This window comes from Paraglaciecola polaris LMG 21857, from assembly GCF_000315055.1.
GTDB lineage: Bacteria > Pseudomonadota > Gammaproteobacteria > Enterobacterales > Alteromonadaceae > Paraglaciecola > Paraglaciecola polaris.
In genome coordinates this window covers 1-21,027 of record NZ_BAER01000049.1, presented here as the reverse complement: position 1 = coordinate 21,027, position 21,027 = coordinate 1, and the positions used below count along the sequence as shown (strand labels likewise).

Below are 21,027 nucleotides of genomic sequence, written 5' to 3'. Positions count from 1 at the left end.
CCAATTTGTAGCTTCGAAAAGACAGCGCTACATTTTTGTTGCGCTTTTAAAATGCTATTCACTGATAATAAAATATACCGATATAATCGTTGAGTTAGGGATGCACCATTGTTGACCAGCTTATCGTTGTGTAAAATATTTACTAGCTAAACAGCAATGTGGTGCAGCTGTGTTAGCCAACACAAAAAAACGTTCAGGCGAGATAAATATAAAATACCGCTTGGTTAACATTTTATATTGATGTCTGGACTCATGTTTCTCAGCGTGGCGACTACAACATTAAGCAATGGGGTGAACAACATGAGCATTGTACAAGCTGGATTGAGCTGTTTATGGTTTGCACTATTGACGGCATGTGCGTCGACTTCTACTGATAAGCAACAGGGCATAAACGACTATAATCTTGCCCTATCCGCATCCAAATGGCAGTTAATCGATGATTTTGAACACACAGATAGTATTGCTGGTTGGACACAAGCTGACACCAAGAACGATACGCGTCCGCATATAGCACACCCGCAAGTCACCGAGCGAAGACAGGCCTCTACCACTTCTGGGGAGATAACCAATAGTGCGTTCGCCACCAACAGCTATATGCTCAAAAAACCAGCCGCAGATGGCATAGTGGGTAACCGCAAAGCGCTGACGTTTAAAGCTTTGCCTGAGAGCGTGGCAGTGGGCGAAACCTATACGTTCTACACCCGGATTAATGTTGAGTCTTTCCCAAATAATCATGCATTTGGGCTGAGCGATATGGGGCCTGCAGACATCAAAAAACATGATTACAATGCGTTTGAAGCAACGCTGAGGGTGACGGATAAAACAGAATCAAACGGACATGAAAATACCGGTGTATTAATGGTTAAAGTCCCTGATGGCTATGCCAATATTAAGAATATTCAACACAATCGAGACGCGAAACCTTTGGTGCCAGGGACATGGTACCAAATATGGTATGTGGTCAATAATGCCTCGGTTGCGAAAGGCGGACAAACTTACGATGTGTTTGTTAAAGGTGGTGACGAATTTGCGCAGCAAACCTTGGTTTTTCAAGGGGCGACATTTCGCATGCAACGGGCACGTCCTTTGACGCACTTCTTAATGAACTGTAATACCGGCCCTGTGGCAAAGCCCTATGGAAATGGCGGTTTAAAATACGATGATTTGTACATGGCCAAAGGCGTGCAGTTACATACACCTTAGTAGCGGCAAATTAACAGAACGGGGCCGCGTTATAGTGCCCCCGTTCTCATGCCTGCAGTCGTTATTTGTGTCTAAGCTAAGGCCTGAATTTCGGCTAATGCTTGCTCAATCTCTTGTTCATTGTTGAGCAAAGAAGGCGCGAACCTAGCATAGCTAATGCGATAGGGGGTGCTACTCATAATAATGCCTTTGTTATGCATGGTTTTTACCACATCGGCAGGTGATACTCCCTCTACATCAAAACAGACTAAGCCCGATGACAATTCATTACCAGCTGGCGTATATAAGGTGACATGTGGCATCTTTGCCAAACCCTCTTTCGTTTGCTGGTTCAATTGATGAATGCGCTGTTGCACATTGGCTTTGCCTAACTGCAAATGCAGCTTAAATGCCTCAGGCAATGCCCAGCGGTGCTCAAATGAATGGAATCCGCCGGGTGACATGTGTTCACCCACAGGTACTTGATCCTGAGTCATGCCCCCCATCCAGACCTCGTAAGACGCACTAAAGCTGGGGATCACAGGCTCACTTTGGGCCCAGGCTTTGTCATTCCCCCAGACCAAACCCGTGCCTCGGGGACCAAATATCCACTTGTGGGTACCCGCGATAAAAAAATCACAGCCCAATTCACTGATATTTTGATCTTCAATACCAAAACCATGCACACCATCAACACAAAATAAAATTTGCTGATTGGCTTTGCGTTGCTTGTTCAGTGCACTAATGGTGTCAGCCATGGCCCTAATGGGTAATTTAACACCTGTGGATGAATGCACCCAGGTTGCTGCGAATACTCGCGTATTGGGGGTGATGGCAGCTTTCATACGCTTTAGTACATCGTCAGTACTGACCTGTGCCGGGTCATCATACAACGCAATTCTGTTTATTTTTGCACCCGTGCGCTGGGCTCGGTATGCCAAAGACATATCGGTGGAATAGTGATCGTGCACAGTCTGCAATACTTCATCACCAGGCTGTAATTGCAATCCGCTGTATACCATTGCCAGCCCCATAGTCGTACTGTCAGTAAGGGCAATATTCTTAGCCTCACATCCCATGTATTGTCCTGCTACCGTGCAGATGTCACGGTCAATTGTTTCGAAATGATGATGCCAATAATCCGAAGGGTTCTCGTCAAACGCGTGACGATGCTTTTCGATAGCATCTGCGACCGGTTTTGGGTGTGACGCCAATAAAAACGTCGACAACTGAATATACTTTCGAGTCAATGGAAATAAATTACGTAAAGCAGTCCAGTCGCCGGGTTGAATGTGAGAAGTACCTATCGCCGTTGTCGTTTGAACACCGAGTACTGTGCTGGGTGCCAACAAGCTTGCGCCAACGCTCAAGCCAAATCCATTTAAAAATTCACGTCTTAACATATCAATCACCTCATTGTGTTGCATCAAACAGGTGAACGGCCAAACACTGGGTTTCTACAAAAACAGAACTGCAGTATTACCTGAGTCGGCGCCGCTCGAGTGGGTTGCCATAGTGTAGTGTATGAACACCTAATTCGCTTTTTGAGATGATAGGTACAGCAGCTTCTCTAATAGCCAAGTGAGCAACGAGCAACTAACTGTCTAACTCCTTTTTTATCAGGCTGATTTTATTCTTTGCTACATGTTATTCACTTCACCTCATTTATGTTTCACGCTGCTTCAGTTTGCATCATTTAAGTGTGGGGTGGGTTTCTTACCCTTTTTTTTCTGTGTCACTCTACTGATTCATTGTTAATCAATTCTAACAGAGGGCCATAACACTCGATTTCACATTTGATTTTGCGGTCACGCGAGCTGTAAAGCGGAACCACTCTAACGAACATGTAAAGGAAAGATCATGGATACTAGAAACGTTACGTACAATCAGCGAGGACCTGATGCTCACATAGAGCGTGCTTCAGCCTCCCTTTCTAACAAGGCTTCGCAACGCATTTTACCTCGCTCTTTACAGCACTATTGGTTGGTGCTGTGCAGCTTACTTATGCTGTGCATGGGCGCGAGTCAAGTTCAGGCCGCAGATTTGGTTAATGGCGACTCAGTCTCCGGCACTATCTCAGCAGCGGGGCAAGAAGATACCTGGACGTTTACCGCCACAGCGGGTGAGCGGATTAATATTCAGTTGGTAGATTTAGCCGCTGGTGATTTATTTCCTCTAATGACTCTTTATGCACCTGATGGCACACGCGTAGGCTCTGCTAGTAATTATACGGTGGCAAATTTATACAATATTGCGGCCACACAGACAGGAACGTACATCTTGCTAGTGCAAGACGGTACAAGTCGACGTGAACAAGTGGGTAATTATGAAGTGCACTTTGCTAAGTCCATTGGCGCTAACGAAAACGGCACGCTGAACAATGGTGGTGTAGTGAGCAGTGACATCACGTTGGGCGATTTAGACACTTGGACGTTCCAGGCTACGGCAGGTGAAAGACTGAACATTCAAATTGCGGATGTGGATAACACTGGCTTCTTTCCGTTCATGACGCTTTATGCGCCTGATGGCACCCGCGTAGGCTCTGCTAGTAATTATACAGCGGCAAATTTATACAATATTGCGGCCACACAAACAGGAACGTACATCTTGCTAGTGCAAGACGGTACAAGTCGACGTGAACAAGTGGGTAATTATGAAGTGCACTTTGCTAAATCCGTTGGCGCTAACGAAAACGGCCCACTGATTAATGGCGGTTCGGTGAGCAGTGACATTACGCTAGGTGATTTAGATACGTGGACGTTCGAGGCCACGGCAGGCGAAAACTTGAACATTCAAATAGCGGATGTGGATAACACTGGCTTCTTTCCGTTCATGACGCTTTACGCACCAGATGGCAGCCGGGTAGGGTCTGCCAGCAATTACACGGTGGCTAACTTATACAACGTTGCGGCCACACAAACAGGAACGTTTACCTTGCTGGTGCAAGACGGTACGAGTCGACGTGATGAGGGAGGTAATTATGAAGTGCATTTTGCCAAGTCACTCGGTGCTAACGAAAACGGCACGCTGAATAATGGCGGCGTAGTGAGCAGTGACATCACGTTAGGGGATTTAGATACCTGGACATTTGAGGCGGTTGCAGGGGAGCGTTTGCATATTCAGCTATCTGATATCTTACGTAATTTGTACTTCCCCTTTATGACGCTTTACGCGCCTGACGGCAGTAGGCTCGGCAGCGCCAGCAACTATTCTGTTGCTAACTTGAGAAATATTTTAGCTGCACAAACCGGAACCTACACACTGCTAGTGCAGGATGGCACAAGTCGACGCGACCAAATAAGCGATTATGAAATTCACTTCGCTAAGTCTCTTGGTGCTAATGAACACGGAAAATTAAGCGGCGCAGGTTCTTATTTTGAAACGGTCACTCAAGGTGACATTGATACATTCACCTTTGACGGGGTGGTGGGTGATGAGGTGACATTAGTCATGCGAGAGCTTGAAGTCACCAATTTGAATCCTTTTATTACCTTACATAACCCGGATGGTAGTTACTTCACCAACGCGACTCACTACTCTGAGGCTGGGGTTTATAGCTTAAGTCTACCGATGAACGGTACTTATACCGTAGTACTCAGTGATGGTACCTCAGGCAGAGATCAGATTGGCGACTACGTCCTCGAATATAACCTGCCAACTGCCGCGCCTGATCCGCAAAAACCTATCGCGTCTGCGTCTTCTGCGCCAACGGTATTTAAAGATCAAGTTATTCAACTCAACGGTTCAGGCTCCTTCGACCCAGACGAAGCGCCTGAGGCACTTTCGTTTAATTGGACATTGTTGTCTGTGCCAGATAGTAGCGTATTAACCCAAAGCGATATGAGCAATCTCGATAGTGTCAGTGCAAGCTTGCAACCTGACGTGTATGGCGAGTACCGTTTTGAACTTGAAGTGAGTGATGGTTTACTAAGCGATAGTGCAATTGTCACTGTGACGGTTGTTAATCGAGTGCCTATTGCTCATGCTGGCGAGGATCAAAACGTTGAGCTTGATGGGTTATTGCAGCTTGATGGCAGTGCATCAAGCGATGCAGATGGTGATCTACTTACCTACCTTTGGTCAGTGAACTCAGTCCCAGCAGGCAGCAGTGTTGGCCACTTGTTAAATGCTTCTAGTGTGAACCCTAGCTTTACCCCAGATGTTGCAGGTGATTATGAATTTACCCTTGCGGTCAGTGATGGTGAAAATACTAGTCCTGTGGATTCGGTGATAGTGCGAGTCGCCGAGGTAAATTTAGCGCCCCAGGCTGATGTGCAAACAAGCGGTGAAATGCTCACAAACACTCAAATATTATTCGATGGCAGCGCCAGTTTTGACAACGATAATGGTCCTCAAGCATTAACCTTCACTTGGCAAGTGCTCAGTGTGCCCACAGGAAGTGCCATTTCTACTGCTAGTTTGGTAAGTCAAGGAACACCAACCACAAGCTTTACGGCCGATATTGCAGGTAGTTACGTGGTGCAACTGTCGGTATCAGACGGCGAGCTCACTGATGTAATCTCTGTGACGGTGAGCATTAATGAGGTGGTGGTAAATCAACCACCGGTGGCTGATGCAGGTGATGACCAACAACACGAGTTAGGTGGTTACGCGCAGGTCAGTGCTGCAGACAGCTACGACCCTGATCTAAGGCCAGAACCGCTTCAGTTCGAATGGATCTTTATTTCAGTTCCACAAGGTAGCCTACTAATCAGTAGCAGCATAGAAGTGGACCTATCAGGTAATGCCATGTTTATCCCTGATGTGGTCGGTGCTTATACCTTAGGGGTAACCGTGAGCGACGGCGAATTTACGGATTCTGATTCAGTTGTGGTAACCGTATCTGAAAATCAACTGCCTGTTGCAATTGCGGGAGACGCCCAAGAGATTGAATTGAGTGAAATCGTCATCCTTGATGGTAGTGCGAGTTTCGATCCTGACAGCGCCCCGCAGGCTTTAACATATGCGTGGCTAGTGATATTACGCCCGCTAAATAGTGTGGCGGTTATTGCTAACAGCAATAATGAATTGGCCAGTATAACGCCTGATCTTGCTGGCCAATACATAATGCAATTAACCGTAAGCGATGGGCAAGCCAGCGCTGTAGACGATGTGACAATTCAAGTTAATGCCGCACCCCAAATGTGTGATCTTGATGGCAATGACTTCGTCGATAGCATGGATATTCGAGCCATCATGCAGCGCCGAAATACACCGGCAAATGGCGATGACGATTTAGCTGATTGGGATCAAAACGGACTGATAAATGTACTTGATGCACGGGGCTGTACACGTGAGTGTGAATTAATGCGTTGTGCGTTGAAACCCGAGTAATACCAGAGAGATAAGCATAGGGACGTGCTGCTTTATCTACGCGCGGCAGAATGATAAGGCAATGCGTGTATGCCAAATTAACAGGTCAATTTAATAAGGAATTTTAATATGTTGAAGGTGATGAAATGTATCAAACAGCTAATAATAAGTGGGTTGCTGATAGGTAGCCTCGGCCAGACGGCCTTTGCGGTACCGATCCTGTCATTTAATAATGCGCAAGACACTGTCAGTCAGGTGGCCAATATCGGCGATATTGTTACCTTTGAGCTATGGTTCTCTGGCTTAGAGTCCGAAGACGTGGGTGGCTTCGACTTCTTACTTAGTTTCAATGAGTCGGTGAGTGGCCTTAATGCGATAAATGCTAATTTTGCACTGACTGAGTTTGATATATTCGATATCTTTCCAGCTATCGGCAATCTGGATTTTTCTGGCGTATCATTTTTGTCCGGTTTATCTGCTCAGGCTGATGCGTTCATGTTGGCGACCATGAGTTTTGTGGCAAATCGTGGGGGAGTGAGTGACGTAGTAATAAGCCCCTTTTTAATTTCTGACGCTTTTGCTGCCGAGTTAGATGTGCAAGTATTTGGTGCGCAAATTATAGTCAACGAAGGAACGACTACCCCAGTGCCAGCACCTGCCTCTTGGCATCTTTTTCTGCTCGGTGTACTGTTATTAGTCGCACGTCATCGCACTCATTGTCAGAAGTAGGCGTGTCGCATTGGATTTAACTCGGCGCATTGTTTTGAAGCGTTTTAAAATCAGGGGAGGCGGCAAAACCCGGGCAAATTGCGTGGAGTTTATCGCGATAGTGACGAGCTTTTTGTTCATCCCCTAAATGCAGCCAACTGAGTGCTAATTGATGTAGCGATACAGGATCCGCAACGTCACTTATTGCCTCGGCCTGTTGAGTTAACGAAGCAAATAATTGCTCGGTTTGCATATTAGGGGTGAGTTCAATGACTAAAATATACATGGCCAAACGAGATGCCTTTTGCATCACGTTTGCTTCTCCTTGGCTGACTTCTCGGTCAAGTTCAGACATGGCATTTCGATAAGCATCGAGTGCTTGTTTGTGTTTCCCCTGGGTTCGGTATACATCAGCGACATTCGACCACAATTGATACAGACCCGCGCCACCTTTTTGTTGAATACGTTTAATTTGTGGCTCGAAAATCGCAAGCGCCTGCTCATCTTCACCTAAATAAAAATGCAATGTGGCAATATTCGACAGCAACACAGAGTGTTGCGGATGCAATGACAGTGCCCGTTGATAATGTAATTTGGCATTTGTTAAGTCGCCAACACAAAACTCTAACGCTCCTAAGTTGTTCAAGGTTTGATAATTAAGTGTCAAGTTGGCTGATTGGCGAAAATATTTAATAGCCGCCAGCTGTTCGCCTTTAAAGTAGTAGGCGCGCCCTTGGGTATAGGGAATTTTCCAGTTGTCGGGTTCAAGTGAGGCGGCCGAGTTTAATTCCGTTAAAATAGTGTCAAATAAGGCTATATCTCTATTTTGCAAGAACAAACGCATTTGGCTTTCAGCTAATTTTTGCAGGGCGGTCACGCTGTTAGGATCCAATTCGAGGGCCCGTTTAAAATAGTGATTTGCCTGTTCATACTGCCCCTTTACTCTGGCCAAATTACCTAAAGCCACCAGAATGAAAAGTGCGTCAGGATTAATATCCGCCCCGTTTTGACAATGCCTGCTGGCATCATCTAAATAGGCTTTGTGACTGGTTTCTATACTTTGCTCAATCAGCGCTAGGCACATGCCAGCATGGCCATACACTAAGTCAGGGGCGCTGGCGATCACGCCTTGATAGTCGGCCATACCGCGCAGAATAATTTGCTCGCTTCGCTCACTTTCAAAATGCTGCATACCGCGCAAAAATCGCTGCAAACTATACCAGTCAGCAATATCAGCTAAAGGACGCTGGTGAAGCAAGGTTTGCAAACCGCCTTCGAGTTGACTCTTGATGTATTTTTCGGAAGCCGATTTGGCAAACACACCTGACCATACCTGACGCATGTTTTGGTCTTGAGATAAAAATAAACGCACGGCGATATAGCGACCAATTTCTAACAACTCACCACTGATGACTAAATCCGCTTTTTTGCTACGTAGCAATTCTTGTGGGTTTCTAACACTAGCATGCAAAGCTGAGCTCCCGACAATAAGCTGCGTAGGGCCGGCTAATAATTGCTCAATATTGCGGGTTATATCATCGCCCCGGGGTCCGTTAATCGGTAGAACTGCGACTACTTTATTATCAATATCGACAATACCGGCAAGCGCAATTCCCGGAAATGGCGTGTTATTGTCAGGCCAAAACCGCTCGAGCAAGAATACGCCTAACACGACAACCAAGGTGATAAGCAGTAACGATCTACTTGGACTGCTGTATGCTTTTTGGGTGCCAAAGATATTAGCATTCGTTTGTGCTTCAGCAGGTTGTGGCGAGCAGCGAGCAACCCCTTGTGATTGGGGTGCTGAAGAGACAATAGTTGATGATGAAGTATGGTCCTTATTTTGCGCAGGGCTTGATTCGTGAGAAACGTGTTGCTGGTTATTTATAGTATGAGCTGGGCCAGTATTTTCTATGCCCGCACTACCTGTGTTCTCAGGATGATTACCTGATTCATGACTGCTGCTAACATGTTTTTTTTCGACTTCGGCTGAATCTAAATAGAGCGCCCATGCCTCGACGTTTAACGCTTTAGCCACCCGCTCTATACTCAATGGATCAACGGGTTCACCACGGAAGACGCGACTGACTAATGAGCGCGGGGCTTTGTCTAAGCCTTCGATACTTTGAACTTTATCAACCACCTCTGCCTGAGACTTAAACCCCGCCGCCAACTGTGCAGTGCGCAGTTTTTGCTGGGATGCTCGAATACCGCGAGAGCGTGCTTTATTAAAAGGGGTGTCCGTGTGTTGTCCATTAGTCACAGTGGCCGTCCGCTTTATTGAAGATATGGTGTTATTGAGGTGTAATGTGCCTATTATTAAACTAAAGCGCTGTAAAGTTAATCAGTTTTTGGTTGTTTTTCGATCGCCTATTTGGGTTCCTGTATACGCGGTGAGCAGTGAACCTCGGTTTGCTGCGCTATCAGCGGCCAAGATACACGCGTTTGGATTGCTAATTATCAAACAATGAACGAACTAAAACTTGTTTCACTTCAATATGTTGTGCCTTTTGTTACAGTAAGCAAAATTCTATTAAAGAGTCGGCTAATGAGTGCGTATTTGATTATCCAAGCAACGGTTCATAATTGGGAAAAATTTACCCTATACACCCAAGCTGTTACGCCATTAATTAAGAAATTTGGTGGCGTTTATATAGCGATGGGAGCGCCCGAGTTAATTGAGGGACAAAGCGCGCCCAAAAGTTTGGTGATATCCCAATGGCCAAATAGCCAAGCCGCCCATGCATTTTGGGATTCACCTGAGTACGCAGATGCCAGAAAATACCGCGAGGGCACAGGTGAATTTAACATCATGCTGATCGATGGTTTGTCGCAAACACCTTTGGAGTAATTTATGTCCCTTGCTTATACCGCAGTCGCGTTACAAACTCGATGTTTCGCCGTTAACAAGTTAAATGTAGCGGATGCCAGACAAAAAATTTATGACAATATTCGCCGGGTAGGTCGGCATGTCCAAGGGACTAAGGGCTTTGTGGGACCGAGTGTCAAAATGGTCGTATTGCCTGAATATTTTCTGACCAGTTTTCCGCTGGGCGAGTCATTATCACAGTGGAAAGAAAAAGGCGCCATTGCCCAAGACGGTAAAGAATATGAAATGCTTGGCGAAATTGCCCAGAAGAATCAGATTTATCTTTCTGGCAATGTGTATGAGCTTGATCCCCATTTTACCGATCTCTATTTTCAAACCTCATTTATATTAGGCCCCAACGGGAATTGCATTTTGCGCTATCGCCGCTTGGTATCTATGTTTGCACCTACGCCTCATGATGTACTGGATAAATATGTAGATATATACGGGCAAGAGTCGTTATTTCCTGTGGTAAAAACTGAATTAGGTAACTTAGCTTGCGTTGCATCAGAAGAGATTTTGTATCCCGAAATCAGTCGGTGCTTAACCATGAATGGTGCAGAGGTGTTATTGCATAGTAGTTCCGAAGTTGGTTCAGTTGAATTGACGCCCAAAGACATTGCTAAACGCGCGCGGGCGATTGAGAACTTAGCTTATGTGGTTTCGGCCAATTCGGCAGGAATAGCGGACATTGATTTCCCCGCTGAGTCCACTGATGGTATGTCAAAATTGGTCGACTTTAAGGGCCGGGTCATGGCTGAAGCTGGCATGGGAGAAACCATGGTCGCCAATGCAGAACTGGACATCACAGCGCTGCGCCGATATCGCAATAAGCCTGGCATGGGGAATATACTATCGCGCCAGCGCAATGAGCTTTTTAGCGCCCACTATGGGCAAACGGTCTATCCCGCGAACACCATGCTCAATGAGGCTCAGCAGGTTAGTGTGCCGGATCGTAGTCATTTCATTCAAACTCAACTGCAAAGTATTCAAAATCTTAAAAAAAACGGGGTCATTTTAGCGGAGCAAGCAGATGAGTAATAACATGCAAACAATGGCCATCAGTAATCCACGCACTGGCTTAGTTGATTTTGATTTACCTTTGTATACTCTTCAGCACGTGGAAGACGAGGCCAAATGCTTAAAACTGCATCAAAGCCAGTGGTGGAACATGGGCCTTGGTGAACGCATAGCGGTCATGCAAAATTTGGCGAACAGCATGGCTGAATACAAGGCGCATTTGGTTGCGGCCTTGATAAACGATACCGGTCGCGCCAGTGAATCTGAGCTAGAGGTCGATGTCACCATCAATGCTATTCATCGATGGTGTAAACAAGCGCCGGCCTTATTGGCAAAAGGCGAGCCGTGGTCAGCAGAAATTCCTTTTATTGAACTGCAACAAGACTATTTACCCTATCCCCTAGTCGGCGTGATCAGCCCGTGGAATTTCCCGTTGTTGTTATCGTTAGTCGACGCCATACCGGCATTACTTGCTGGCAGCGCCGTGCTGATTAAGCCCAGCGAAGTGACATCTCGTTTTGTCGCCCCTTTTAATGAAGTACTTAAACGGATCCCCATGTTAAACAATGTGCTGACGTTAGTGACAGGGGCAGGGGAAACCGGGCAAGCCGTGATTAACGCCGTGGACTCTTTGTGTTTCACTGGCAGCGTAGCAACGGGTCGTCATGTAGGGCAACTGTGTGCCCAGCGATTTATTCCGGCATTTTTAGAGCTAGGCGGAAAAGATCCTGCAATTGTGTGTAAAGACGCCGATCCAGAACTAGCCGCCAAGGCGCTGTGCTGGGGCAGCATGGTGAATGCAGGACAGTCGTGTATGTCACTTGAGCGAGTCTATGTGCACAAAGATATTGCCCCAATATTTCTTGCCAAGTTAGTGGCAAATGTGCGCGCCCTTAAGCACAATTATCCAGATATACAGCAAGGACAAATAGGCCCGATTATTTCTGCCAAACAAGTAAAAATTGTTGAGGCTCAATTGCAAGATGCAAAAGACAAAGGCGCCACGATATTGTGCGGTGGTGAGGTACTCAATTTAGGTGGCGGGCGTTATTGTTTGCCCACTGTGTTAACTGATGTGAACCCGCAAATGTCCGTGGTGAGCCAAGAAACGTTCGCTGCCGTGTTGCCGGTGACAATCATCGACAGTGATGAGCAGGGCGTCGTTTTAGCCAATGACTCAGAGTTTGGATTATCGGCAGCAGTATTTAGTCAAAACGTTGATTATGCCAAGCAAATCGCCCGTCAATTAGAAGCGGGGGCGGTGAGCATCAATGATGCGTCATTAACCGCGCTTATTCATGAAGCTGAAAAGCAATCTTTTAAATACTCTGGGTTAGGGGGCTCGCGTATGGGGGCAGAATCGATACGGCGTTTCATGCGTAAAAAGGCCTACATTCGTAACACCGGCGTGCCATCGCCTTGGTGGTTTTAATGTTGAATTAACACCAGTTCGTCGCTGGTGATAGTTTTGAAAATTAAAAAACGAGCTCAATGTAGGCTCGTTTTTTTATGGGCACGATAAGGTTTAGTGAGTTTGGTATTACCTATCTAAGTAGCGAATAAATAGGCCTGTTAGCGCAAGGGGCGTTTGCTAAGCTGCATTGCAAATAAGGAGATTTGTTCACTTTGCATGTGATTTTTTCGGGCGCACTACTAGGTGGATTGAGCCTGACATGATTTATCAAAGATAAAAGTGGGCAGAAGAAAGACGCAGGGAGGTGGTCAAAAATGTAAGTTTGATGTCTGAGCAAAGCTTGTCATATTTTGACGTGGGGAACACATACCCAGCGCGTGGTATTTCCGCGCTGGGTGTACATAACCTAGTTAAACGTGCTTTTTCACTTGGCTGATCAGTACTACTGATAAGGCCACCAGTACGCAGAAAATCATAAAGGCATTGTAATAACTGCCGTAGGCATCATATATGGCGCCCGTCGCCCAAATACCTAGCCCGCCACCGAATGCATCAAGTACCGTAATCGTGCCGAGTAATTTACCAGAGGCGCGCAAGCCGAAGTTATTTACGGCGTTTAGCTGTAAAAGAGTGTAAAAACCGCCCCACATAAAACCAATTAAACCAATGGCAATCAGTACATTGTCTTTATCCGCTACTAACATGCCGCCCAAACCCGCTAACATCAGTAACAGATTAGTGTAAAGCACGCCCTTGCCGGTGATTTTATCGGCCACCAAACCAAACAGAAATTTACCAATTAGCGCAGGTACAAACAGGACACTCAGGCCAGCGGCCGCTGCTTGCAAGGTAAAACCTAAATCCATGAGGTGCAGCACCAGATTAGCTTGGAAACCCATAATGGTATAAAAGGTGAACATGGCGATAAAGGCAATAGACCAAAATGAGCGGGTTTTAATCGCTTCTTTATAGGTTAAACCGTGTTGCGATAAGTCTGCATTGGATGTTTCAGCGTTGCCATCGAAGCCGAATGGTTTGAGTCCCATATCCGTGGGGCGATTACGTAATAAAAACAACGCCAATAAGAATAAACAAGAGGGAATAAGCGCAGCTAACTGCATGGCTTCACGCCATGTCATACCATCGGCTAACCAAGAGCTGAATAACGGCGCCAACACCGCGCCGCCTAAGGAGGTGCCCACAACGGCAATTCCAATTGCTGTGCCACGAAGTTTAACGAACCAGTTGGATACTAAAATAACCGCGACATTCAAGCCACAGGCCAGCAATACGATAGAGAAGGCCGCATGAATAATATACAAATCGGTAATGTCACGAATGTTGCCATAAGCATAAAAACACAAACTAAGCACAACCGTACCGACCATAACGAGGAACTTGACGCCGATTTTATCGATTAAAATGCCAACCAGTGGAGCAAGTAATCCTGTTAATGCCAGCGTAATCAGGCCTCGTAGTTTCAAATCGCCCCGGGACCAGTCGCTAAACTCGGTGAGCATGGCACTGTCAAACGCAGTGATTCCGGTAATAACCATGCCATTTGAAATCAATAAACACATCATGGCGATAAAAACGGTTATCCAGTGCATAGGATGTCCCATTCGTTTGCCCGTTGCGGGCACCGGGCTTTCACTTGTTTCTGATACTGACTGCATGGGAGACTCCTAGTTTTTTGTTGTTATCTGGAAATGGTATGGAAATATTTTGACCAATTAGGTTACGTAGCTAAGTTGGCCAATTTTTACCGCCTACCCAACTGCCGGCATAAGCATTAAATTCGTGTACCTTTACGTTTGCCCATATATCCGCAAGGTAATAGGGGTCGCGGTGTAAAATCTGTTCCGCCTGTTCTATGGTATCGGCCTCAAGCACATACAAAGAGCCAATAATCAGGCTGTCGTCTTTTAATGGCCCAGCAAGTCGAATATTGGCCATGTGCTCCTCAACCCAAGCAAGGTGAGCAGACAACTGCTGTATGCGCTTAGTTTGCATTGACGGTGTTTTATCGAGGCAGTTGAATTGCACTAACATAGTCATTCCTCGCTATTTATTTGGGTATAGGACAGAGGTAAAGCTAAAGCGCTTGGCGGGATAAATACTTTCTGCCACTAAAATCAAATCGTCTTCTTTCAACGAAAAATAACGCCGGGTAATTTTCATGGCAGCTGAATCGGTAGAGGCATCCAATTGTGACGCCAAGGACTCGGGCAGAAGACAAGCTGAAATTTGCTGTTCTATTTTACCGATTTTTTTATCGTCTAAGGCTTCGATCACCGCATAAATAGCGGTTTTGGTATCTTTTAATTTTTCGTCTACTTCATCTAAATGCGGGTGACGGTAGATGTTGGAATAACAAATGGGCTTTTTATCATGGGGCTCAAAACGTACCCCACCGATATGAATACACTCCTGACCTTGCTGAGAATTAAGCAAAGCGGCTGTGGATCCATCAAGGGTGATCATGTCACTGACTTGTACTTCGAATCGGGTATTTTGGCCAAAAGCTAACAAGTCTTTTACCGAGTTAATAAACTGATTAATTTGTTCCGGCATAGTGTTGCGTGTGACTAACGTACCTGAACCTTGTTTACGCTCAACTAGACCGGTTTTTTCAACATAACGCAGCGCTTCACGGGCGGTATGCCGACTGATAGAGAACTGTTCACATAACTGCTTTTCGGTCGGTAATAAGGTATTTAAGGCAAATTCACCCGCTAATATCTGGTTGATCAGCGTTTCACCTATGCCTTGATATTTGGGCAGGGAATGTTTCGTCGATAACAATTTGATTTTAGTCATTTATGCTCAATGGTTAGTCGAATAACAGAAAAATACCTGTTATAAATATGTCCGGACAAATCGAAGAGTATAGGAATAAAGTGAAATTGCCAATCAAACTTTCACTAAGCAAACAGCTGTTAATTGACATAGATCAAATGCCCATTACCCAGCACGACCGTGCTCGGGCAGGTGAACATGTACTTGATTGGCTGGCGTGCGCCAGTTTAGGTAAGTTGTCAGATGCAGGTCGTGCTTATCAAGGGTTATTGTCTCTCGATGAGGGCGGTAAATGTACGGCGTTAGGGGGTCAACAAACCAGTATGCAAAATGCCGCGCAGCACAATGGTGCCTTAGGCAACGTGTTAGAAATGGATGATATTCATCGCCGTTCTATCTTGCATCCTGGACCCGTGATTATTCCGGCAGCACTGGCCGCCGCCGAGCAAATAAATTGCTCCCTAGAGACATTTTTAAGCGCCATTATAAAAGGCTATGAAGTGACTATTCGCATGGGAGAAGCCATAGGGCGCAGTCATTATCGCTATTTTCATAATACCGCCACATGCGGCACATTAGGGGCAGCAATGGCCACTTCTTCAATATTGGGTTTATCTCAGCAGCAAACACTTTGGGCTATGGGTAACGCAGGAAGCACTGCGGGTGGTTTGTGGCAAATGCGCAATGAAAAGGTCTTAACCAAGCAATGGCATAATGCCCAGGCGTGCCATTCTGGGCTGATGGCGGCTTTCATGGCTCAGCAAAACTTAACGGGGCCAGAGTATATTTTGGAAGGACCTCAAGGCATATTTAATGCACTGTCTGATGACGCTTCGCCAGATGTATTTGTCGAAAAACAGTCAGTTTGGCGCATGTACGATTGTAGCTTTAAACCTTGGCCTGCCTGTCGTCATGCCCATGGCGCCATGGATGTACTGTTAGAAATACTGCAACAAAACAGCATTGATATAGCCGACATTGAACGTATTGACGTGGGGGTTTATCAAGATGCCCAGTTGTTCTGCAATCGCTTAACACCTGAAACCAGTCTTGAAGCTAAATTTAGTATTCAGCATGCGCTAGCTGCAATTTTGCTGTGGGGGGAACCTAAGCTCGAGCACTATAAGCAGGCCGCATTCGAACAAGCCCAGTGCAGCGCACTGCGCCAGCGCATCAACGTGCAAACTGACGCGCATATTGAATCAGCGTATCCCCAGCATTTCGGTGCCAGATGCAAAGTGCGGTTCAAAAATGGTCAAACCTTGGTACGCAGTCAGCAGGATACCCGGGGGGATCCTGAAAAACCGCTGACCCCAGAACAGCGTCATAATAAGGCTCGTATGCTGTTGAGTCATGCTGGCATGAGTGAAGAAAACATAGCCCAACTGTGTGCGTTTGATTGGTTACAAGCGGCACCCATTACGACTTTATCGGCGCTGCTGCGCCCTGCACTGAGTTCTTAAGGTATGAGCCATACACCTGATGCCATCAAATTGCTGGTTAAGCATATTGAAAATAGCACTTATCAAAATTTACCTGCTTCAACCGTTGCTGCTAGTAAAACCTTTATTCTTGATTCCATCGGCGTGGGAATAAGTGGTTCACGAGTACCTAATGTGGCAAAAATCAAGCAGGCTGTCAGCCAATGGGGGAGTGGCCACCAAGCACAAGTTTGGGGCACCGGAGAGTGGTTGCCTGCGGTATCAGCAGCGGCGATAAACGGCTATCAAATTCATAATCAAGAGTGGGATTGCGTGCACGAGCCTGCCGTGGTGCATCCGATGGCAGTGATCTTGTCTGCATTAATGGCGTATGCCCAGCAACATAATCTATCCGGCCAGCAATTGATTTTAGGTGTGGTGATTGCGGTGGACGTGGCGACATTAATTGGTGAAAGCGTTACCTCTAGTTTGAAATTTTTTCGACCATCACTTTGCGGCTGCTTGGGGGCAACGGCTGGCATGTGTGCCATGCAAGGCATAAAGGGTGAAACGTTACAGAATGCCCTAGGTATCGCTTACAGTCAGCTTAGCGGCACCATGCAATCCCACGTAGAAGGCTCACCTATGTTGGCCATGCAAATCGGAATTAACGCCGCTGCAGCCATTCGTGCAGTTGACATGGCACAAGCAGGTTTTGCCGGTCCCAAAGATATATTACAAGGACCCTACGGGTATTTTACCTTGTTCGAAGAGAGTTTTGATTTAAGCCCGCTGGTGCAAAAAGTAGGCCGCGAATATCAGATTGAACGCGTTAGCCACAAGCCGTTTCCCACTGGTAGGGCAGGTCACGGCACCATAGATGGCTTACAACAATTGCAAAAGCAGCACGCTTTTACCGCACAGGATATAGCCCGAGTAGACGTATACGGCACACCGCTTATCAACAAACTGGTAGGGCGCCCAGTTAAGCAGGATATGGACGCCAATTATGCCAAGCTGTGTAACGGTTATATCGCTGCCAGTGTGTTGCTTACGGGCAGTGTCTCAGTGGCTGATTTTGAATCAGACTGTCTTAAGGATCCTCGCCGACTGGCCCTTGGGGCTAAGGTGCATACCCATTTGAATGACACCCAAGACCCCAATGCATTGGCTCCTGTGAGCGTGGCCGTCACATTAATCTCTGGGGCTAAATATAAAGTGGCACTGCAACATGTGCTGGGCAGCCCGCAAAATCCCCTGGACGAAGATGCCCAACTGGCTAAATTTAGCGCCGCTTGTGCAAGTGCTGGATCGTATTTTGATCAGCATAATATTGGCTTTTTGATAAAACGCATAGACCAACTCGACCAGATCCCGAATATTAATAGCTTAGTTGAAGCACTCGTCAGTAATAGGTAATCCGATGAACAATATGGTTGATAAAGCACCGAAAACAGAAAATAAAGCAAGTAAAGCAACGTACCCGACCTATTTTGAATCTTTTGATTACGCGCAAATGTTGAAAGACTACCCCTTAGGGGACGCTGTGTCTGAGCAGTTTACAGGCATGAGTAAAGGGGAACTGAAAACGTTGCAGAACACACGCTTTATGCAAGTGGTAAAGCGTGCTTGGGACATTCCATTTTATCAACGAATCTGGGGCAATGCCGGGGTGAAACCCGAGGACATTCAAAGTCTTGATGATATTGAAAAGCTGCCGTTGATTTCAAAAGCAGACATCATGGACAGCGTAGAGAAATATCCACCCATTGGGGACTTTCATGGTCTGGATGGTATACCGCTAGAGCAACGTCCCCCGTTAGTATTTCACACCACTAGTGGCACTACCGGCACTCCGCAGCCTTTATTGTTTGGGCCCAAAAGCCGAGAAGTGCAGTCGTTATTGGTTGCGCGTTCATATCGCTTTATGGGACTTAAACCCGGCGCTACGATCCAGTCTTGTTATGGTCACGGTATGATTAATGGCGGGCATTACATTCGCGAAGCGGTGACCAAATACACTAACGCTATGTTTCTATCCGCCGGTACTGGGGTTGAAACCCGCTCGGTACAGCAAGTTAATTTAATGAAAACTTTCGGCGTTAACGTGCTAGTTGGGTTTGTTGATTATATCAAGCGACTGGCTGATGTGGCTAAAGAAGAAGGTTTAGTGTCGGGGAAAGACATTAAAATCGATATGATCATTGGTCATTTGGGTATGGAAAGCCGAGAAAGTATCGCCAAAACCTGGGGCAATCCTGAATTATTTGACTGGTACGGCGTGGGCGATACCGGCACCATAGCAGCCGAAGGGCCAGATCATAGTGGTATGTACGTTTGGGAAGACGCCCAATTTCTAGAGCTACTCGATACCGATACTAATGAGCCGGTTGTGCCCGGTGAAACAGGTAATATGGTTGTGACCTGTTTATACAAGGATGACGTGTATCCGATTATTCGCTTTAATACCCATGACATTACCCAAGAAATTACCGGGGACAATACGCTAAATCTGCCCTTTAAACGTATTAAAGGCTTTATGGGGCGTTCCGACAATATGGTCAAATTGAGGGGGATCAACATTTACCCCCAAGGTGTTGGTCCTATGCTTGATGAGCGCGATGAGTTTATGGGGGAATTTATTTGCGAAGCCATTCGTGATGATAGTGGCCGAGACGAAATGATTGTTCGGGCCGAGGTATCGAGCCCTCTTGCTGAGCGAGAAGCCTTACTGGCGGTCTATTCAGATCTGCTAAAACGCAAAATAGGCATAGAGGTCAAAGTCGCTTTGGTGGGCGAAGGAGAACTCACGCCGTTGACACAAGTGGATATAAGACAGAAGCCCATTCGCTTAATTGATAGCAGGTTTAAATAATGGACATTGCGCTACTCAGCCAAGATGTAAGCACGCACATCGCGCTCATCAAGGATAAGCAAATTTCAGCGCGAGAGTTGGCGGCGGAACAACATGCATTAATTGAACGGTTAAACCCTAAAATTAATGCGTTTATTCGCTACCAAATGCCCGAATTTCCGCAGCCAACATCGTTCGAAAAATCTCTGTTTCAAGGTGTGTGTATCGGGGTTAAGGACAATATTGATGTGCAGGGCTTTGTCACCACCGCAGGGATGGCAACCCGGATAGATCGCCACGCTAAACAAGATGCTTTTGTGATTAATCGGTTACGACAAACCGGTGTGCAGGTTATGGGTAAGCTTAATATGCACGAAGGGGCTCTAGGGGCGACAAATAAAAATGAGCACTTTGGCAACTGCCATAACCCGCATAAACACGGCTTCACGCCGGGTGGTTCATCGGGTGGTTCGGCGGCGGCTGTTGCGTCGGGTATGGTAGGCCTTTCGCTGGGCACAGATACCATGGGCTCGCTACGTATTCCTGCGGCATATTGCGGCATTTTCGGTTTCAAACCAAGCCGTGGCGCTGTGAGTAACTATGGCTCGGTGACCTGTAGCCGAGTGATGGACAACATCGGCCCCATAGCGCGTTCGGCAAGGGATCTCGTCCTGGCAGCCAGTGTTATGCAGGCATTCGACGAAAACTGCGCGTCTTCAATTGATTTCAGTGCTTTTAATCGCCTGTCGTACAATGATAACAAGGTCTTGTTAGTCCCTGAAAATCTTGAGCAGTTGGGTGTGGCAGCCGATATTGCGGCTGACTTCGCGGCGAATATACCGGTATTCAGGGATTTAGGATTTTCTATTCAGTATTTTGATTTTTCAAATTACGAATTTGCCGCGGCGCGGCGAGCGGGTTTGTTACTTTGTGAAGCTGATATGCGTGTTGAGCATCAAGATCACTGGCAAAATAACCCCCTACAATTCTCCAATTATATGCGTGGAATGCTGTCCTACATAGAACGAAAATCCCCTATGGACATAATGCAATCAGAACGGATTTTAGATAAGGCTAAGATATTTGCCCGTCAGTTGTTCAAGCAAGGTTGCGCTATTTTAATGCCAACCGTTCTGCAGCGGGCATTTTCGTTTGACGATCCGGTACCGGCCAATCAAGCGGATTTAACCAGTTTTGCTAATCAAGCCGGTTTACCCGCAGTATCCTTGCCTATGCTGAGTGATAGTCCGTTGCCAGCGGGTATGCAAATCATGGGGCCGCTGGGCAGTGATAGCCAGTTGTTGCACTTAGCCGAACGCTGGCAAGAGCACACATCATTTCGTTATACCTTACCCGCGATTGAATAAACTCCGTTAATGGGCTGGTTATCTGTTCACTGGCAACGAGCGCTCGTTGGTTTCTGCTCCGATAACACAATACATAAAAA

Annotated in this window: 15 protein-coding genes; 10 read left to right on the top strand and 5 right to left on the bottom strand. The window is 46.4% G+C overall.

From position 1 onward, the window contains the following. Positions 1–300: 300 nt before the first annotated feature. Positions 301–1,203, top strand: coding sequence for a hypothetical protein (locus GPLA_RS10840; RefSeq protein WP_040514448.1), 903 nt, complete (start codon positions 301–303; stop codon positions 1,201–1,203). 71 nt (positions 1,204–1,274) lie between these two features. Here GPLA_RS10840 and GPLA_RS10835 read toward each other — a convergent pair whose 3' ends face one another. Beyond that, entirely contained in the window at positions 1,275–2,585 is a 1,311-nt protein-coding gene (locus GPLA_RS10835; RefSeq protein ID WP_007104959.1) for an aminotransferase class V-fold PLP-dependent enzyme, read from the bottom strand. A gap of 457 nt (positions 2,586–3,042) precedes the next feature. Here GPLA_RS10835 and GPLA_RS10830 point away from each other — a divergent pair, with 457 nt between their 5' ends. Continuing rightward, entirely contained in the window at positions 3,043–6,516 is a 3,474-nt protein-coding gene (locus tag GPLA_RS10830) for a PKD domain-containing protein (protein WP_007104958.1), read from the top strand. Positions 6,517–6,624: 108 nt separating this feature from the next. After that, positions 6,625–7,224, top strand: coding sequence for a hypothetical protein (locus GPLA_RS10825; RefSeq protein WP_007104957.1), 600 nt, complete (start codon positions 6,625–6,627; stop codon positions 7,222–7,224). 16 nt (positions 7,225–7,240) lie between these two features. Here GPLA_RS10825 and GPLA_RS10820 read toward each other — a convergent pair whose 3' ends face one another. Further along, positions 7,241–9,466, bottom strand: a complete 2,226-nt coding sequence (locus GPLA_RS10820) for a tetratricopeptide repeat protein (RefSeq protein ID WP_007104956.1) — start codon at positions 9,464–9,466, stop codon at positions 7,241–7,243. Positions 9,467–9,751: 285 nt separating this feature from the next. Here GPLA_RS10820 and GPLA_RS10810 point away from each other — a divergent pair, with 285 nt between their 5' ends. Genes GPLA_RS10810 through GPLA_RS10800 form a run of 3 tightly spaced genes read left to right on the top strand, consistent with a single transcriptional unit; the run spans position 9,752 to position 12,524 of the window. Next, positions 9,752–10,054 (top strand): DUF1330 domain-containing protein, encoded by a 303-nt coding sequence (locus GPLA_RS10810; protein WP_007104954.1) that lies wholly within the window; start codon positions 9,752–9,754, stop codon positions 10,052–10,054. 3 nt (positions 10,055–10,057) lie between these two features. Beyond that, positions 10,058–11,113: a nitrilase-related carbon-nitrogen hydrolase gene (locus tag GPLA_RS10805; RefSeq protein WP_007104953.1), complete on the top strand. Its 1,056-nt coding sequence runs from the start codon at positions 10,058–10,060 to the stop codon at positions 11,111–11,113. Next, on the top strand, positions 11,106–12,524 hold the full coding sequence (locus tag GPLA_RS10800; protein ID WP_007104952.1) for an aldehyde dehydrogenase family protein: 1,419 nt from the start codon (positions 11,106–11,108) through the stop codon (positions 12,522–12,524). Before GPLA_RS10805 ends, GPLA_RS10800 begins: the two co-directional genes overlap by 8 nt. A 392-nt stretch (positions 12,525–12,916) precedes the next feature. Here the strand turns inward: GPLA_RS10800 and GPLA_RS10795 are convergent, their stop codons facing one another. The 3 genes from GPLA_RS10795 to GPLA_RS10785 all read right to left on the bottom strand — a co-directional run bounded on the left by GPLA_RS10795 (position 12,917) and on the right by GPLA_RS10785 (position 15,326). Beyond that, positions 12,917–14,182, bottom strand: coding sequence for an MFS transporter (locus GPLA_RS10795; RefSeq protein WP_007104951.1), 1,266 nt, complete (start codon positions 14,180–14,182; stop codon positions 12,917–12,919). 70 nt (positions 14,183–14,252) lie between these two features. After that, a complete protein-coding gene (locus GPLA_RS10790; RefSeq protein WP_007104950.1) occupies positions 14,253–14,558 on the bottom strand; it encodes a YciI family protein in 306 nt (101 codons plus the stop codon). Positions 14,559–14,570: 12 nt separating this feature from the next. Further along, the gene (locus GPLA_RS10785; protein WP_007104949.1) at positions 14,571–15,326 is read right to left on the bottom strand and encodes a GntR family transcriptional regulator; all 756 of its coding nucleotides are present in this window, start codon (positions 15,324–15,326) and stop codon (positions 14,571–14,573) included. 80 nt (positions 15,327–15,406) lie between these two features. Here GPLA_RS10785 and GPLA_RS10780 point away from each other — a divergent pair, with 80 nt between their 5' ends. Genes GPLA_RS10780 through GPLA_RS10765 form a run of 4 tightly spaced genes read left to right on the top strand, consistent with a single transcriptional unit; the run spans position 15,407 to position 20,947 of the window. After that, complete coding sequence (locus tag GPLA_RS10780) at positions 15,407–16,768, top strand: MmgE/PrpD family protein (RefSeq protein ID WP_007104948.1); 1,362 nt, start codon at positions 15,407–15,409, stop codon at positions 16,766–16,768. A gap of 3 nt (positions 16,769–16,771) precedes the next feature. Further along, positions 16,772–18,145 carry an MmgE/PrpD family protein gene (locus tag GPLA_RS10775; protein ID WP_007104947.1) on the top strand — a complete coding sequence of 458 codons (1,374 nt, stop codon included), beginning with the start codon at positions 16,772–16,774 and terminating at the stop codon, positions 18,143–18,145. A gap of 4 nt (positions 18,146–18,149) precedes the next feature. After that, entirely contained in the window at positions 18,150–19,601 is a 1,452-nt protein-coding gene (locus GPLA_RS10770) for a phenylacetate--CoA ligase family protein (RefSeq protein ID WP_007104946.1), read from the top strand. Then, entirely contained in the window at positions 19,601–20,947 is a 1,347-nt protein-coding gene (locus GPLA_RS10765; RefSeq protein WP_007104945.1) for an amidase, read from the top strand. Before GPLA_RS10770 ends, GPLA_RS10765 begins: the two co-directional genes overlap by 1 nt. Positions 20,948–21,027: the final 80 nt, after the last annotated feature.